We start from the raw sequence: 15,775 nt of genomic DNA on the forward strand, positions 1-15,775 counted from the left end.
AGAAATGAGGCTCGCCGCACGCCTCCACTGACTGCGTAGACGGGATTTCCAGACCCCCTGGAGGATTTTCTCTTTTTGTGGCATGGAACCGCGCGATGCCCGGCACCGGTGCCTCCCCTATCTCCGAGCACACTGCGCCAGTGGATGCACTCCGGCGCGTCTCAGCGTGGTACTTCGCAAACGTGTACGGCAAGGCCGAAGGTCCGGGCACCGTGCCGTTCTACTGCGACCCTTCACGAGTCGGCGCCTTCGCCATCGAGCCGGGCGAACTGGCGCGAGGCGAGTCGCCTGCGCTCTTCCATCTCTTCGTGGCGCTCTCGATGTTCCAGGCGCTGCGAGATGTGGTCATCATGCGCCAGCAACGCACTATGACTGCCGAAGCGGTTGAGTCGCTCGTGTCCGCGACCATCCTCGAACTGCGCCTGAAGCACCACGACTGCGAGCACCTCTCATCGGCTGAAATGTTCGAGAGGCGGTGCGACGTGCACAAGGGCAAGACGGGTGTGGACTGCCGAAGCCGCCCGGGAGCTGAGTGTCATGTGAAGGCGGCCACCTTCCTGTTCCGCCGCATGGGGGACATGGGGAAGTTGCCAACGTCGGCCTGGCTTCGTGTGTGGAAGAATGGGGCGCTCGCGAAGGGGCTCGCTGTTGTTCGGCAGGGCGAGCCAGACCCGCAGCGCCGCGCTGAGCAACTCGTCGACCACTTCGCCCAGGTGCACCGGGTGGGAAGGAAGCTTGCGACCATGTTCGTGAGCGCGCTCTCGACACCCGCCCTAGCCCCTGGGCTGACGCCGTGGGCGCCTGACGTGGACGGGAACCGGCTACTCGTGGTGGACACGAACGTCGCACGGGCAGTCGATGCGCTACGCCCTCCAGGTGCTGTACGGTCTTATGAGGTCCGGGCAGCGTGGCTCAGAGAGCATGCAGCGCAGGTTAACCTCCGCGATTTTCGCGACGACGTTCCATCGTGCTCGCCACGGATCGTGCAGCAGGCTCTCTATCATTTCTGTTCGAAGAGTAACCGTGAGGTGCAGGGACTCGACTGCCGGGGTGCATCGGTCCCCTGCAAGGTGTGTGCGCCGAGTCTCTGTCCCCTGGGCCGGGAAGTGTAGAGCTCCAGCGGAGGTGGCACTCGATGCGGCTCCGTCGAAGACGGGGCAGTGCGTGGTCATATCGGCTTACATTCGTGGGGGACCATCGCACCGGCGTGATTGGGGAAGCCCCACAGCGTTGCCCACGGACCCCTCTGGGCCTCTACAGCAGGTGCTCACGGAGGGGCACTCGCTGCATCGCCATTCGGACGGGCGTAAGGCGCGGGAAGATGCGCGACGGCCAGAACCCCGCGGGTCAGCGGGCTGTGGTAGACCCTCGACGGTCACTAGTCGGCCCACTTCATGGGCCTCTACTTGCCCAGTGTAACCGATGCGGAACCTTACGACCCGCTGCTTCGACATTTTCCTTGCCTGCAAGGCTGCCATCCAGAACGGCGACCTCATCAAGAAGGTCAGCGAGAAGGACAAGGAGTACCACTTCCAGAATTGGTTCGAGCAGCGCCTCGCCGCAGTAAGCATCGACTTTGACGACGCGGGTCGCAATAGCTACCCCGATTACACCCTCGTGACCCATCCTGAGGGTTACGAACTCAAGGCGCTCGCCTATCCTGGCCGCGAGGCGACCTTTGACTCGAACAGCCAAGTCCCCACCGGCAAGCACAAGGGTCGAACCGTCTTCTACGTATTTGGCCGCTACCCAACCGAGGTCGCGAAGGCGGAGCGCGAATACCCGCTAATTGACTTGGTCCTGTGTCACGGCGACTTCTTGAACGCCGACCACACGTACATCCACAAGAACCGGAGCTTTCGGGGCTTCGGTAGCTACGGGGACCTCATGGTGCGTGACAGGAAGATGTACGTAGCGCCCACTCCGTTTGCACTGCTGGAGGGCGTTACGTCTCTGCCGACGCTCATCATACCCGCTGACTACGCCCCTGATAGTCGGTTTCAGCAGGTAGGCCGAATCACGAGAGTTGAGGTGGACCAACTGGTGGTTGGCTACGAGTTCGACCTCAAGACGAATCAGATCAAAGCGAATTACGCGCCGAACCCATCTGCCGGAAAGGCCCACGAGTTCATTGCGTATCGGCCGACTGGCGACAGCCGCAAGCAGGTCAAGCTCGTGTCCCCGGTTCTACCCGTAGCAGTGGACAGCGACGATGAGTAGGCCGGCGGCGAACACCGCGCGTACGATGACCGTGACCCGCGTGCAGCGCGCCATCGAGCGTGAAGACTTCCCCTTCGAACAGCTCAGCGAGGTTGCGGAGGTCGAGAGTTGGCGGAAGGAGGTCTTCCGTCCCATCTACCATGTACACAAATGGTGGGCGCAGCGTCTCGGGTCAGTGTTCCGGGCTATCGTGCTCGGCGCCGCTCCAGGCCAGCGCGGCCCGCTTATGCGAGAGTTCTACCAGCGCGTGGATCTGGACGGCCTCGTGGTCTTCGACCCGTTCATGGGCAGTGGCACTACGGTGGGGGAGGCTGCCAAGCTCGGGTGCGCGGCGCTAGGGCGCGACATCAATCCCGTCGCATTCACTGGAGTCCGCGTAAGCCTCGGCACCATTGACCAAGCAGGGGTCGAGCGTGCTTTCGAGCAGGTCGAGCGCTCGGTTGGTGCCGAGATTCGCGCGATGTATCGCGCGAAGGACAGCACGGGCCGCGAGAGCGACGTGCTCTACTTCTTCTGGGTGAAGGTTGCGGACTGTCCTGAGTGCAAGGAAACGGTGGAGCTCTTCTCCTCGTACGTGTTCGCAAAGCATGCCTACGTGAAGAAGTACCCGACCGTCCACATCGTGTGCCCCGAGTGCGGCGAGGTGTTCCGCGGGTTGTACCATGAGCAGCAGGTTCGGTGCGCGGCGTGCAAGCACGCCTTTGATCCGCATTCCGGTCCGGCGAAGGGAATGAGCGCTAAGTGCACCCATTGCAACCACGAGTTTCGCATTGGGCGGACCCTGCGGGCCGCTGGCACGCCACCGCAGCACAAACTCTACGCGAAGCTCGTGCTGAACGCGGATGGCAAGAAGGAATACCTCCGCGCCACTGAGGCGGACGTTGCTGCATTCCGAGCGGCTGAGCAGCAACTCGCGACGGCGGAGGTAGTGCGACCCGCCGGACAGCTTGAACCGGGCTGGAACACCGACCAAGCCATCAACTACGGCTATCGGTCCTGGGGTGACTTCTTCAACGCGCGCCAACTCCTTGCCCTCGGAAGGCTCGGCCACGCGATTCGAGGTCTGCCCGAAGGGCCCGAACGCGATGCGCTTGCGCTCGTGTTCTCCGGCACGTTGGAGTTCAACAACATGTTCGCCTCATACAAAGGCGAGGGAACCGGCGCGGTTCGGCACATGTTCTCGCACCATGTGCTTAAGCCGGAGCGGATGCCCATCGAAGCGAACCCCTGGGGAACTCCGCAAAGTTCTGGCTCTTTCTCGACGCTCTTCCGCCTTCGACTCATGCGTGCGCTGGAGTACCGGAAGAACCCGTTCGAGGTGGCTGTTGACCGCTCGGGCGACAAGCCGAAGGGTGAGAAGGTGTTCGACACTTCTGTGCCGCTTACGCAAGTCCAAGTGCATGACTGGACCGATCAGCCCGAGTTTCCGGGGGTGTACCTCTCATGCGGCAACTCCGCCGCAACCGGCCTTGCCGATGAGTCGGTTGACCTCGTGGTGACCGACCCGCCCTTCTTCGACAACGTCCACTACTCTGAGTTGGCCGACTTCTTCTTCGCGTGGCAGCGCGAGTTGCTGCCCTCCGGCTTGGCGTTGGAGACGACGCGCCAGCGCGGTGAGGTTCAAGATGAGGACGCGAGTGCCTTCGCGTCCAAGCTGTCGAGCGTATTCACCGAGTGTCGCAGGGTACTGGTGAAGGACGGTCTGCTCGTTTTCAGCTATCACCACTCGCGTGATGACGGATGGGTCGCGGTGGCGCAGGCCATTGCGGATGCCGGCTTCTCGCTGGTCCAGGCACATCCGGTGAAGGCGGAGATGTCGGTCGCAGCGCCCAAGGCCCAGGCGGCGGAGCCCATCGACATAGACATCATTATGGTGTGTCGGAAGGCGGAGGCAGACCAGCGGCCGATGCGCCGCAGCGCGGACGCTGTTGGAGCGGCGCTTGTCACGGCGGAAAAGCAGGTTGGGCGCTTTCTTGCGCGCGGGCGCCGATTTTCGCGCGGTGACGCCAAAGTCCTCCTGCTCAGCCGAGTCCTCGTTGAACTGTTCGCAGGCCGAGTTCCCGAAAGTGTGCCGCGCGAGTTCGAAGCGGTGATGCCAATTCTCAAGCCGACAGTGGAAGCTTTGCACTGCGACCAGCCGATGCTGGAGCAGAAGATCGCAGCGGCTGCGAAGCCGGGGCGCACCAAGCGAGCCGCACCAAAGGCGTAGGCCCTCCCGTAACCAAAGTACAGGAGAGATGAAGGCTCTGTTGGGGGGCTGGTGCAGGAAATTCTTTTCCGAGCGACAATACGGCCGGTCCCCGGTGAATGCGAGCGAACTTCCGCGTCTGGCAATCTCTGCCACTTGGCCAACCTCACCCGAGGACCAAGAGGCGCTTCAAGGGTTAGGAAACCGCCGCTCTATCCGACTGAGCGATGGGGGCAGGTTCGGAACATCCACCCGCGGCCGGAGCCATCGAGTGCATGGCCATTCTTGTCGCATGTCATGGCGGCGAAGGACCCGTCATGGTTTGCGCATGGTTCCTTCACGAAGCGCCTCCAGCAGCGCAGGAGGGTCGCCTTCACGAAAGGCGGAGAGCCCCGCAGCGAAGTCCGCGCGCGCCCCGTCCACGTCACCTTGCCGCGCACGCAGCACGCCGCGCGCGTGCAGCAGCTCCGGGTCCACCTCGTCGCCCGTCTGGGACGCGAGCGCCTCCGTGAGGTCCTTCGCCGCGTCGTCCAGCCGCCCCAAGCGGGCCCGCGCGGCGGCGCGCTGCTGGAGCAGCCACGGGTTGCCCGGGGCCTCCGCAAGCGCGAGCGTCCAGTCCCGCTCCGCCGCTTCATCCCGGCCCAGCGCCTCCAGTGCCTCGGCGCGCTTCATGTGCAGCACCAGGGCCTTGCGGTAACCCGCCGAGACGAGCGCGTCGAAGTCCGCCACCGCCTCCTCATGGCGGCCCAGGCGAGACAGGCACAGGGCGCGGTGCAGCCGGCTGGTGAGGTGTCCGGGCGCCAGCGCCAGCACGCGCTCGTACCACTCCAGCGCCTCCGCGGGGACGCCCCCCCAGATGGCCAGCGTCTGCGCCACCTCCAGCAGCACGCGGGCCTGCCGGGGATGGGCCTCCGCCAGCGCCCGTGCGAGCGCGAGCGCGGACGCGTACCGCCCGCTGCGTCGCAGGCGGTCCACCTCTCGAAGCTGGGCGGCCAGCTCCGGGGGACAGGGTTCGCGGCCGTTGCGCTCCACCGCCGGTGTCTCAGCCGTTCTGGGGGAAGGCACGCGTCGCCGCGTCGTAGTCCGCCCACCAGCCCTGGAGCACCTTCATGTCGGTGGCGCGCGGCTCGTCGCCGGGGCCCGCCATGTCCAGGTACGCGTGCAGCATCGGCCGGAAGTAGGGGTGCGCGCAGCGGTCGATGATGTCCTGGGCGCGGCGCCTCGGCGAGCGGATGTCCATGTTGAGCGCGTAGCCCTGCTCGGTGACGACGCACTTGATGTCGTGCTCGGTGTGGTCGATGTGCCGCACGTACGGCATGACACAGCTCACCGTGCGGCCGTCCCGCAGCCGGCGCGTGGACGGCGTGTGGACGATGCTCAGGTATGCGTTGCGGAAGAAGTCACCCGAGCCGCCCAGGCCATTGACGATGCGCGAGCCGTCGATGTGCGTGGAGTTGACGTGCCCGTAGATGTCCACCTCGATGGGGGTGTTCATCGCGATGACGAAGAGGCGAGAGATGATTTCGGGGCTGTTCGACAGCCACATGGGCCGCAGCACCAGCCGGTCCTTGCTCCGCTCGAACATGTTCAGGAAGCGCTGGCGGCCCTCGGAGGAGAAGGACACCGCGGTGGCGGACGCGTATTCGAACTTCGCGTCGTCCTCCACGTAGCGCAGCATCCCGTCCTGGAAGACCTCAGTCCAGAAGCGGATCTTCTGGAAGGGCGAGTCGTAGAGCTGGCCGATGATGGCGTTGGCCACGTTGCCCACGCCGGACTGGATGGGCGGCAGTCGCTTGCCCCACTGGTACTGGTCGCGGCAGCGCATCAGGAAGTCGATGACGTGCTCGGCGATGCGCTTCGCGGTGTCATCCGCCGCCTTGAAGGGCACCGGGTGGTCGGGCGTGCGGGACTCCACCACCGCCACCACCTTGCTCAGGTCGAACTCCACGTAGGGGTTGCCGATGCGGTCCCTCACGTTCACCAGCGGCAGCGGCCAGCCCACGTGCGGATGGACGGCGGGCAGGACGATGTCGTGGAAGCCCGTGTAGTCCGGCCCCGAGGTGTTGACCTCGAGGACAATTTTCTTCGCGCGGGCGAGCGCCTCCGCGCTGATGCCCACCGACGAGGTGAGGATGACGCTCCCATTCTTGCGGATGCGCGACACCTCGACGACGGCCACGTCGATGTCGCCGTAGAAGCCGTACATCAGGTTGCGCGCGAAGGCGGACAGGTGGACGTCCGTGAAGTCCATCTCCCCGGCGTGGATGCGGCGCCGCGAGGCAGGCGAGGACATGTACGGACCGCGCCTGGCGATGAAGGGCGCCATGGGGCCCTCCACGTCCTCGGACAGGGACGCGCCCGACAGCAGGGTGATGCGGGCGTCCGGGGCCGACTGGGAGAAGTGCCAGGCGAGCGCCGGCAGGAACGTCTTCGGCTCGCCCGACTTGGTGAAGCCGCTGATGGCCACGGTGCTGCCGTGGACGACGTGCTTCACCGCCTCTTCGACGGGGACGACCTTCGCCAGCAGCGCGGCGTTCTCGATGCGGTCCTTCAGCGTGCTCGTCGCGGTCATTGGGCACGGGTGTAACACACCGCGTCTTTCCCGGGGCCACGGCGTTGGCCGGGAACATATGGGCAAGCAGGCCTGTTGGTGCGCCCGCGATTCCGTCCCCCGGTTCGCGGCGGGATGCCGTTAGGCTCCGCCCCTCTTCAGCCCTTTCATTGGGAGACATCCTCTACATGCGTAAGCTCTTCTTCGCTGGCGCGGGCATGGCCGTGCTCGTGTCCGCCGGCTGTGCGACGACCTCGCAGGAGTCCCAGAACATGGCCACCGCGCCTCAGCCGGCCGCCCCCGCCGCCCCCGCCGCTCCGGAGCAGGCCAACCCGCTGCTCGCGAAGTGGGCGGGCCCCCATGGCGGCGTGCCGCCGTTCGACCAGGTGAAGGTAGAGCTGCTCAAGCCGGCGCTCGAGGCCGCGATGGAGCGCACGCGCGGCGAACTGGCGGCCATCGTCAATGACACCTCGGCGCCCACCTTCGAGAACACCCTCGTCGCGCTGGAGGCCGCCGGCAAGACGCAGAATGACGTGGAGACGCTCTACGGCATCTGGAGCTCGTCCATGAGCGGGCCGGAGTTCCAAGCGCTGGAGCGGGAGATGGCGCCGAAGATGGCCGCCTTCAGCGACGAAATCTACCAGAACGAGGCGCTCTTCCGCCGCATCGAGGCGGTGTACCAGTCGCCCGACAAGGCGAAGCTGACGCCCGAGCAGCAGCGCCTCACCTGGCTGCACTACACGCGCTTCGTCCGCTCCGGCGCGAAGCTGGACGCGGCGGCCAAGCAGAAGCTGGCGGCCATCAACCAGCGCCTGGCGTCGCTCTACACCTCCTTCAGTCAGAACGTGCTCGCGGACGAAGAGGGCTACACCGTCGTCCTGGAGTCGGAGGCGGACCTGGCGGGCCTGCCAGACTCCGTGCGCGCGGGCGCCGCGGCCGCCGCCGAGGCGCGCGGCCAGAAGGGCAAGTGGATCATCACCAACACGCGCTCCTCCATGGAGCCGTTCCTGACGTACTCGTCGCGGCGCGACCTGCGCGAGAAGGTCTGGCGCAACTACGTCAACCGCGGTGACAACGGCGACGCGCGCGACAACAACGTCATCATCGCCGAAGTCCTGAAGCTGCGCGCCGAGCGCGCCACGCTGCTGGGCTACAAGACGCACGCGCACTGGCGGCTGGAGAACGCCATGGCCCGCACGCCCGAGCGCGCCATGGAGCTGATGGAGGCCGTCTGGAAGCCCGCGGTGGCCCGCGCCCACGAAGAGGTCGCGGACATGCAGCGCGCGGCCAACACGGAGGGCGCGAAGCTCAAAATCGAGCCCTGGGACTACCGCTACTACGCGGAGAAGGTCCGCAAGGCGAAGTACGACCTGGACCAGAACGAGGTGAAGCCCTACCTCCAACTGGAGAAGCTGCGCGAGGGCATGTTCTGGGTCGCCGGTGAGCTGTTCGGCTTCTCCTTCACGCCGGTGACGGACGTGCCAGTGTTCCACCCCGACGTGCGCGTCTGGGAGGTGAAGGACCAGGCCAGCGGGCGTCACGTGGGCCTGTGGTACTTCGACCCCTACGCGCGCAAGGGCAAGCGCTCCGGCGCGTGGATGAACGCGTACCGCCGCCAGGAGCGGTTCCGAAGTGAAGTCACCACCATCGTCTCCAACAACTCCAACTTCGTGAAGGGCCAGCCCGGTGAGGCCGTCCTCATCAGCTGGGAGGACGCCTCCACGCTGTTCCACGAGTTCGGCCACGCGCTGCACGGCCTCAGCTCCAACGTGACGTACCCGTCGCTGGCCGGCACGGCGGTGGCGCGCGACTACGTGGAGTTCCCCTCGCAGCTCCTGGAGCACTGGCTGTCCACGCCCGAGGTGCTGAACACCTACGCGCTGCACTACCAGACGGGGAAGCCCATCCCCCAGGCGCTGGTGGACCGCATCAAGAAGGCCTCCACCTTCAATCAGGGCTTCGCGACGGTGGAGTACCTGTCCAGCGCGCTGGTGGACATGAAGCTGCACCTGGCGGGGGCCACGCCCATCGACGCGGATGCCTTCGAGCGCGACACGCTCAACGCGCTGGGCATGCCGAAGGAAATCGTCATGCGGCACCGCACGCCGCAGTTCGGCCACGTCTTCGCGGGTGACGGGTACTCGGCGGGCTACTACAGCTACCTGTGGTCGGACACGCTGACGGCGGACGCCTACGAGCGCTTCACCGAAGGCAAGGGCGCCTACGACCAGGACGTGGCCGCGCTCCTGCGCAAGCACGTCTTCTCCGTGGGCAACACGCTGGACCCGGCCGACGCGTACCGCGCCTTCCGGGGCCGTGAGGCGGGCATCCAGGCGCTGATGCGCAAGCGCGGCTTCCCCGTGCCCGCCGCGCCGAAGAAGGCCGCGAAGTAGTTGCCCGGTGACGGGCCCGGGCTACCCCTCCAGCGGGAAGAAGTGGCTGAAGGGGCCCGGGCCCTTGCCCAGGGGCAGGGGGTGCTCCAGCGCGGTGGTGACGTAGTCCTTCGCGCGCCGGGTGGCCTCCAGCGGCGTGCGCCCCAGTGCCAGGTGCGCGGCGATGGCCGCCGACAGCGTGCAGCCGGTGCCGTGGGTGTTGCGCGTGTCCACCGCGCGCAGGTGCAGCGTCTCCAGGCGCTCGCCGTCGAACCAGACGTCGGTGCCGCGCAGCGCGCCCGTCATGCCGCCGCCCTTCACCAGCACCGCCTGGGGGCCGAGCCGGTGGATGCGGCGCGCGGCCTCCCGCATGTCTTCCAGCGTCTCCAGCTTCATGCCGGCGAGCAGCTCCGCCTCGTGCCGGTTGGGGGTGGCCACCGTGGCCAGGGGCAGCAGCAGCTCCTTGAGCGCGCCCACGGCCGCGTCGTCGATGAGGCGCGCGCCGGCGCGCGACACCATGACGGGGTCCACCACCAGCGGGCCCAGGCCCAGCGCGCGCAGGCGCTGCGCCACCGTGGTGATGATGGCCGGGTTGACGAGCATGCCCGTCTTCACCGCGCCCGCGCCGATGTCGGACGCCACGGCGTCGATTTGCGCGGCGACGGCTTCGGGGGGCAGCACGTCCACGCGGGTGACGCCCAGCGTGTTCTGCGCGGTGATGGCCGTCAGGGCGCTGGTGCCATGGACGCGGTGGAAGGCGAAGGTGCTCAGGTCGGCCTGGATGCCGGCGCCGCCGCCGCTGTCGGAGCCGGCGATGGTGAGCGCGGTGGCCACGGACTTCGAAGTCTCCATGGCCGCCATGGTGCGGGAGCGGGCGCTCCGCCGCCAGTGCTTCTCGTCGCTCACGGGTCCAGGAAGGCGTGCTTCACCGCGTCCAGCAGCGGGTCCCTGTGGCCGTTCGTCGGCTGGAGGAAGTGCCCCTGGCTGAGGGTCCAGATGATGGCGCCGCCCAGGTTCTTCTCACGCGCGTACTGGCCCTTGACGGAGATGGAGCGCGCGTCCTCGTAGGAGACGTAGTTGCAGAGCCCCGGGCCGTGGCCGGAGGGGAACGACAGGTAGGGCACCTGGGCCACGTCGTCCCAGCGGCTGGCGTCCGCGCGGTAGTAGTGCGTCATGATGTTGGTGTAGCTCATGAAGTTGTCGCTCTGGCCCTCGAAGACCCCCTCGCGGCCATCCAGGGGCGTGTTCGGCTCCGTCACGCCGCCCCAGCACGTCCCGAAGAAGCCGATGCCCACGCCCAGCCGCCCCGCGGGCACGCCCGCGTCCAGGTAGCCCTCCACGGAGTGCGAGACGGAGGTGGGGTGGAACTGCGAGTGGCCGTGGAGCGGACTGGAGTGCCAGCTCTCCCAGCCGCCCCAGTGGCCGCTCATCTTGTAGGACATGATGTTGAGCTGGTCCACGCGCGACGCCAGCTGCTTCATGAAGTCGGCGCGATGACGGCTCATGTTGAAGTTGGAGTTCAACCAGTCCACCGGCACCGTGAGGATGATGTCCGGGCGCGCGGCGCGCAGGCCCTCCAGCAGCGCGAGCAGGGGCTCCCCGTCATCGGGCTCCAGGGGGGCGCCCTCCGGGATGTCCGCGGCCAGGATGATGGGCTCCCAGTCCACGTCGATGCCGTCGTAGCCCAGCTCGTCCATGAGCTGGATGATGTTGCGGATGAAGTGCGCGCGCTGGGCCGCGGACGCCGCGTGCACGAAGTTCTGATGCTCGCCGAAGCCGCCGAGCATCAGCAGCGCCTTGCGCCCTTGCTGGTGCGCGCGCGTCGCCAGGGCCTTGGCCATGGCGCGCCCGTGGCTGTCGTCGATGTTGGCGTCGAAGTTCGCGTTGAGGGTGCCGTTGGGGTTCGGCTTGACGCGGCCCACGACGAGGTGGGTGATGCCCGCCAGGTCCACCGCGTCCACCGGCTGCATCCACAGCTGGTAGCCCACGAAGTAGCCCGTCACCCATTCGGTGGGCTCGCCCCCGGCGCGGGGCTGCAGGGTGTTGGCGACCGCGAGGGGACCTTCGCCCTTCTCGTTGGTGGCCGCCACGGTGATGCGGTACGGCACGCCGTTGACCAGCCCGGGGATGACGGCGCTCGCGGCCGGCGCGTCCACCGTCACGGAGACGCCCCCAGGCTCCGCCGTCAGCCGGTACTGGCGCAGCGGCCGGCCACCGTAGCTGGCCGGGGCCAGCCAGCTCACGAAGGCGTGCCCGTTGCCCGGCGTGGCCCGGACGCCGCGGGGCTGGCCCGGGACGGTGGGGTTGGAGATGGAGAGGCCGGGCTGCGGCGTCACCAACTCCGACTGCACGGAGGAGGGGCCTTCTCCTCTGACGTTCACCGCCGACACCTTGAAGGTGTACGCGAAGCCGTTGTTCAGGCCGCGCACGGTGGCCTGGAACTGGTCCGACGTGACGATGGCGCCGCCACAGGCGGGCTCACAGCGCACGATGTAGTACATGACCGGGTGGCCGCCGTCGCTCGTGGGCGGCAGCCACGTCACCAGGGCCTCGGTATCGGCCGCCTGGGCCGTGGCCGCGCCCGGGGCGCCCGGAAGGCCCGGGTCCTCCGCACCTCCACCGGCGCAGCCAGCCAGTGTCCCCAACACCAGGCCAAGCCAGCGCTGTCTCCACACCGTGGACGGCTTCTTCACTGCGCACCCCCTGCGACAATCCGCGTCATCTACACGACTTATGTTTCGCGGTGAAGATGGAAAATAGTTACAGTGCTGTAAGTCAGTAATTCGTGGAGGCGGGGCCCGCCGCGGGGCCCTGCCCTCGAGAAGCAGTGGGGTGGCGGGCCGCCTTTGCTAGCGTGAGGTGCCCCCACCGCGAGCCTCGCCGATGAAACGCATCCTCTTGTCGTTGTTGGTTGTCGTCGTTGCCCTCGCGGGGGTTCTCCTCACGAAGGCGCTTCGTTTCACGTCGCGGCAGGTCCAGCCGGAGGCGCCCGCGGCGTTCACCGTGGACGCCGACGCCGCCGCGGCCCGGCTGAGCGGCGCGCTGCGGCTCAAGACGCTGGCGGCGGCGGAGGGGCAGCCCGCGGAGGACGCCGCCTTCACCGCGCTCCACGACTACATGCGGGAGCAGTACCCCCGGCTCCACCAGACGCTGAAGCGCGAGCCCGTGGGGGCGCACTCGGTGCTCTACACCTGGACAGGGACGGACGAAGCGCTGCGCCCGGCGCTGCTGCTGGGGCACCTGGACGTGGTGCCCGTGGAGCCTGGTACGGAGGCCTCCTGGACGCACCCGCCCTACAGCGGCCTGGTGGCGGACGGCTACGTCTGGGGCCGTGGCGCGCTGGACGACAAGGGGAGCGTGTTCGGCATCCTGGAGTCCGTGGAGGCCCTGCTCGCGGCGGGCTTCCAGCCCAGGCGCACGGTGCTGCTCGCCTTCGGTGGGGATGAAGAGGTGGGAGGGCGCGAGGGCGCGGAGGCGATGGCGAAGCTGCTCCGTGAGCGGGGCGTGACGCTGGAGTCCGTGCTGGACGAGGGCGGGATGATTGTGTCCGGCACCGTGCCCGGCGTGGCGTCACCGGTGGCCCTGGTCGGCGTGTCGGAGAAGGGCTTCGCCAGCGCGGAGCTGGTGGCGGATGGCGAAGGCGGCCATTCCTCCATGCCGCCGCCCCAGACGGCCGTGGGCGTGCTGAGCCGCGCCATCTCCCGGCTGGAGGCTGCGCCCATGCCCGCCAGGCTGCGCGGTGGCAGCCGGGCCCTGTTCGAGTTCGCGGGGCCGGAGATGGGCTTCGGGATGCGCACGCTCTTCGCCAACCTGTGGCTGTTCGAGCCGCTGGTGCTGCGCCAGCTCACCGCGAAGGCCACCACCAACGCGGCGGTGCGCACCACCACCGCGGCCACCATGTTCGAGGGCAGCGAGCGCGACAACGTGCTGCCCGCCCGCGCCCGCGCGGTGGTGAACTTCCGCATCCTCCCGGGAGACTCCGTGGAGGGCGTGCTGGAGCACGTGCGGCGCGTGGTGGATGACCCTCGGGTGAAGGTGGGCACCCTGGGCTTCATCAGTGAGCCGTCGCCCGTGTCGCGGATGGACTCCGATGCGTGGTCGCAGCTCCAGCGCAGCGTGCGCCAGGTGTTCCCCGACGTCGTCGTGGCCCCGTACCTCATGCTGGGCGCGACGGATTCGCGCTACTTCACCGGGCTGAGTGAGAACGTCTACCGCTTCATGCCGCTGCGCCTGGACGGCGCCGACCTGTCTCGCCTCCACGGAAAGGATGAGCGCGTGTCGGTGAAGGGCTACGCGGACGCGGTGCGCTTCTACGCCCAGTACGTCCGCAACGTGGCCCAGTGACGCCGGTGGGTGCGTGCTGAGCGGCCCGTACGGGGCGTGTGAGTCCCGTGATTCACGTCACTCGCGGCTTTCTACGAAAGTGAAGTTTCGGCCGTTGTTATCATGAATGTAAATGTGCGCAGGAGACGGGAAACGCACGGAAAGTCCGTCCTGCCTGCACATCTGCGTGCCGTCTGCACCGCGCATCCGCTGACTTGCCGTGACGCGTTGACAGCCGTGCGAAGCACTTTCAGCATTTGCTCCCATGGTGAACCCCCATCGCAGGTCTCGTCTGGCGAGCACATTGCTCGCATCTCTTCTCTTCACATTGGTGGCCTGTAACAGCGGGGGAGGTTCGGCGAAGCCAGATGCCGGCACCGACCCGAACATCCCGGATGGGTCCACGGCGGATGCTGGTAACGACTGTGGTGACGGCCAGCGCCAGTCCCACGAGGCCTGTGACGACGGCAACACCACGGACGGCGACGGCTGTAACGCGACCTGCACCACGGTGGAGGGTGGGTTCCTCTGCGAGGTGCCGGGCGAGCCGTGCGTCCGCTTGACGAACTGCGGAAACGGTCGCGTCGAGGACGGCGAGGAGTGCGACGACCGGAACCTGGCCAGCGGTGATGGTTGCAACGGGAGCTGCCGGATTGAGAGTGGCTGGGCGTGCCCGGCGCAGGGTGGCCGCTGCCGCGCCAAGGAGTGCGGTGACGGCATCATCGCCGGTGACGAGGAGTGCGAGGACGGCAACACCGCTCCGGGCGACGGCTGCAGCGACGTCTGCCGGCTCGAGGACGGCTGGAAGTGCCCGCCGGGGCAGCCGTGCAGCCGCACCACCTGCGGTGACGGCGTCACCGAGGGCACCGAGCAGTGCGACGACGGCAACACCGTGATGGGTGACGGCTGCTCGCCGCTGTGCACCACGGAGCCCCGCTGCGTTGACGGCACCTGCGCGGAGACGTGCGGCGACGGCCTCATCCTCCCCGGCAGCAGCGTGGAGGAGTGCGACGACGGCAACACGCGCGCCAATGACGGCTGCTCGCCGGACTGCAAGCTGGAGGAGGGCTTCGCGTGCGTGCTCATCGAGCAGGAGCCGCCGGCGCAGGTGTCCATCCCCGTCGTCTACCGGGACTTCCGCGGCTATGACCTGCCGGCCACCGGCGGCCTGCCGCGCGGCCACATCGACTTCCAGAACAAGAACGGGGGCCGTGAGGACGGCATCCTGCAGAACCGGCTCGACGCGAACGGCCGCCCCGTCTACGCCAAGGAAGGCCAGGCGTCGAACAACACCAACGGCCGGGCCGCGTTCGACCAGTGGTATCGGGCGGTGGACCAGGTCAACAAGACCATCGTCGGCAGCTTCGTGCTCGACCGCCAGCAGAACGGCTCGTACGTCTTCGACAACGAGCACTTCTTCCCGCTCGACAACGAGCCGCTCTACAGCGGCGGCTGGGTGGCCGCGGGCTTCGAGCCGACGCGCGCGGACACCATCAGCCAGCAGCGCAACTTCCACTTCACCAGCGAGGCCCGGTACTGGTTCGAGTACAAGGGCACCGAGGTGCTGACCTTCCGCGGCGACGACGACGTGTGGGTCTTCGTCAACGGGCGGCTGGCGCTGGACCTGGGCGGCGTGCACGGCCCGGCGACGGGCACCATCACCATGTCGAGCCAGGCGAGCGCGCTGGGCCTGCGGCTGGGGGGCATCTACGAGGTCGTCGTGTTCCAGGCCGAGCGCCACACCTCGGGCTCTTCGTACCGCCTCACGCTCAACAACTTCCTCACCGCCCGCACCGAGTGCACCGCCACCTGCGGCGACGCGGTGGTGGACGAGGATGCCGGCGAGGAGTGCGATGACGGCGTCAACGCCGGCGGCTACGGCGAGTGCGGCCGAGGCTGCCTCTGGGGCCCTCGCTGCGGCGACGGCGACGTCCAGGAGGACGAAGGCGAGGAGTGCGATGACGGCAACACCGTCAGCCGCGACGGTTGCAGCTCGACGTGCCGGCTGGAGATTGGCTGAGCCCGTCGTCCTGAGGTGAAGGTCGAGGCGCCGCTCCGGAAGGTTCGTCCTTCCGGAGCGGGGCTTCCCTGGAATCGCTGAGTTCGTGCCGCCAAGGGAGC

General features: G+C 67.7%; 10 protein-coding genes. 6 read left to right on the plus strand and 4 right to left on the minus strand.

What is annotated here, in order from left to right; translation table 11 throughout:
* The first annotated feature begins 182 nt into the window (after nt 1-182).
* The 3 genes from KGD87_RS00540 (at nt 183) to KGD87_RS00550 (ending at nt 4,429) form a co-directional block, all read left to right on the plus strand.
* Nucleotides 183-1,112, plus strand: a complete 930-nt coding sequence (locus KGD87_RS00540; RefSeq protein ID WP_284665636.1) for a hypothetical protein — start codon at nt 183-185, stop codon at nt 1,110-1,112.
* Nucleotides 1,113-1,422: 310 nt separating this feature from the next.
* Nucleotides 1,423-2,220 carry a hypothetical protein gene (locus KGD87_RS00545; protein WP_284665637.1) on the plus strand — a complete coding sequence of 266 codons (798 nt, stop codon included), beginning with the start codon at nt 1,423-1,425 and terminating at the stop codon, nt 2,218-2,220.
* Nucleotides 2,213-4,429, plus strand: coding sequence for a DNA methyltransferase (locus KGD87_RS00550; RefSeq protein ID WP_284665638.1), 2,217 nt, complete (start codon nt 2,213-2,215; stop codon nt 4,427-4,429). The genes KGD87_RS00545 and KGD87_RS00550 overlap by 8 nt, the downstream gene beginning before the upstream one ends.
* A gap of 294 nt (nt 4,430-4,723) precedes the next feature.
* On the opposite strand, the gene KGD87_RS00555 is transcribed toward KGD87_RS00550, so the two are convergent.
* Together KGD87_RS00555 and KGD87_RS00560 are read right to left on the minus strand one after the other, a co-directional pair.
* Nucleotides 4,724-5,440: a tetratricopeptide repeat protein gene (locus KGD87_RS00555; protein ID WP_350102648.1), complete on the minus strand. Its 717-nt coding sequence runs from the start codon at nt 5,438-5,440 to the stop codon at nt 4,724-4,726.
* Between the two features lie 10 nt (nt 5,441-5,450).
* Complete coding sequence (locus KGD87_RS00560; RefSeq protein ID WP_284665640.1) at nt 5,451-6,980, minus strand: acetyl-CoA hydrolase/transferase C-terminal domain-containing protein; 1,530 nt, start codon at nt 6,978-6,980, stop codon at nt 5,451-5,453.
* 167 nt (nt 6,981-7,147) lie between these two features.
* Here KGD87_RS00560 and KGD87_RS00565 point away from each other — a divergent pair, with 167 nt between their 5' ends.
* The gene (locus KGD87_RS00565) at nt 7,148-9,352 is read left to right on the plus strand and encodes a M3 family metallopeptidase (RefSeq protein WP_284665641.1); all 2,205 of its coding nucleotides are present in this window, start codon (nt 7,148-7,150) and stop codon (nt 9,350-9,352) included.
* Nucleotides 9,353-9,373: 21 nt separating this feature from the next.
* On the opposite strand, the gene thiD is transcribed toward KGD87_RS00565, so the two are convergent.
* Both thiD and KGD87_RS00575 read right to left on the minus strand, forming a co-directional pair.
* A complete protein-coding gene (gene thiD, locus KGD87_RS00570) occupies nt 9,374-10,192 on the minus strand; it encodes a bifunctional hydroxymethylpyrimidine kinase/phosphomethylpyrimidine kinase (RefSeq protein ID WP_284668743.1) in 819 nt (272 codons plus the stop codon).
* Nucleotides 10,193-10,233: 41 nt separating this feature from the next.
* Nucleotides 10,234-12,024, minus strand: coding sequence for a glycosyl hydrolase family 18 protein (locus KGD87_RS00575; RefSeq protein WP_284665642.1), 1,791 nt, complete (start codon nt 12,022-12,024; stop codon nt 10,234-10,236).
* A 190-nt stretch (nt 12,025-12,214) separates the two neighbouring features.
* Between KGD87_RS00575 and KGD87_RS00580 the strand changes: the two genes are divergently transcribed.
* Both KGD87_RS00580 and KGD87_RS00585 read left to right on the plus strand, forming a co-directional pair.
* A complete protein-coding gene (locus KGD87_RS00580) occupies nt 12,215-13,675 on the plus strand; it encodes a M20 family peptidase (protein WP_284665643.1) in 1,461 nt (486 codons plus the stop codon).
* Between the two features lie 244 nt (nt 13,676-13,919).
* Nucleotides 13,920-15,674: a DUF4215 domain-containing protein gene (locus tag KGD87_RS00585; RefSeq protein ID WP_284665644.1), complete on the plus strand. Its 1,755-nt coding sequence runs from the start codon at nt 13,920-13,922 to the stop codon at nt 15,672-15,674.
* Nucleotides 15,675-15,775: the final 101 nt, after the last annotated feature.

The organism is Myxococcus sp. SDU36, from assembly GCF_030168875.1.
GTDB lineage: Bacteria > Myxococcota > Myxococcia > Myxococcales > Myxococcaceae > Myxococcus > Myxococcus vastator.

Excerpts from the sequence above, each read along its gene's own strand:
- KGD87_RS00545 (WP_284665637.1), top strand. The coding sequence starts at position 1,423 with ATGCGGAACCTTACGACCCGCTGCTTCGACATTTTCCTTGCCTGCAAG.
- KGD87_RS00585 (WP_284665644.1), top strand. The coding sequence starts at position 13,920 with ATGGTGAACCCCCATCGCAGGTCTCGTCTGGCGAGCACATTGCTCGCA.
- KGD87_RS00565 (WP_284665641.1), top strand. The coding sequence starts at position 7,148 with ATGCGTAAGCTCTTCTTCGCTGGCGCGGGCATGGCCGTGCTCGTGTCC.
- thiD (WP_284668743.1), bottom strand. The coding sequence starts at position 10,192 with ATGGCGGCCATGGAGACTTCGAAGTCCGTGGCCACCGCGCTCACCATC.
- KGD87_RS00550 (WP_284665638.1), top strand. The coding sequence starts at position 2,213 with ATGAGTAGGCCGGCGGCGAACACCGCGCGTACGATGACCGTGACCCGC.
- KGD87_RS00560 (WP_284665640.1), bottom strand. The coding sequence starts at position 6,980 with ATGACCGCGACGAGCACGCTGAAGGACCGCATCGAGAACGCCGCGCTG.
- KGD87_RS00580 (WP_284665643.1), top strand. The coding sequence starts at position 12,215 with ATGAAACGCATCCTCTTGTCGTTGTTGGTTGTCGTCGTTGCCCTCGCG.